The organism is Micromonospora sp. BS32, from assembly GCF_059089345.1.
In genome coordinates, this window is sequence record NZ_JBSSHR010000071.1 from 1 (window position 1) to 612 (window position 612).

At 67.8% G+C, this 612-nt stretch carries 1 protein-coding gene; it reads right to left on the reverse strand.

All coding sequences use genetic code 11. The features are described 5' to 3' along the window. On the reverse strand, window positions 1-517 hold a 517-nt coding region (locus tag AC5RWQ_RS30290; protein ID WP_494286015.1), incomplete at its 3' end, for a recombinase zinc ribbon domain-containing protein. Window positions 518-612: the final 95 nt, after the last annotated feature.

The following is a 612-nucleotide window of genomic DNA, read 5'->3' on the forward strand; positions in this document are numbered from 1 at the left end:
GCTTACGGGCGTGTTCGGTCGTGAGGGCGCTGCGCGTGTTGATCAGCTGTGTGTCCTGGGCCGTGTCGTCGTGCCGATGCCGGTGCCGCATCGTGGCGAGGAGCTGTTCGAAGTACGTGGTGAGGGCTCGCTCGACGGCCTTCTCGGTGGTGTCGGCGGCGATGTGGATGCCTCCGCAGCCGCCGTGAGCGGAGGGAGGGCAGCGGTAGGTGCGGTAGTTCTTCTTGCGGTCCAGGTTGCTGACCAGGCCGCGGCCGCATTTTCCGCAGCGCAGGATTCCGGAGAGCAGGTACTTCGGCGTGACGGGCGGGCGGCTGCTGCCGGCAGGGATGCCGGAGGCTTGGCGGCGGAGTTGGAGTTCGAAGTGGACGCGGGACCAGCCCTTGGGGTCGATGATCGGGTCCCAGTTGCCGAGCAGGGGGTGGCGGTCGTCGTCGAAGAGGACGTGTGACCAGCCGTCCCATGCGAGGGCGGGTTCGATGCGGTGTTTGCCGCCGTAGCGGGGGTTGCGGAGCATCTTGTTGACGGTTGTGGAGGACCAGCGGTCGGCTTGCGGTGCCGGATGCCACGTTCGTTGAGGCCGGAGGCGAGGGAGTAGGCGGTCTCGCCGAT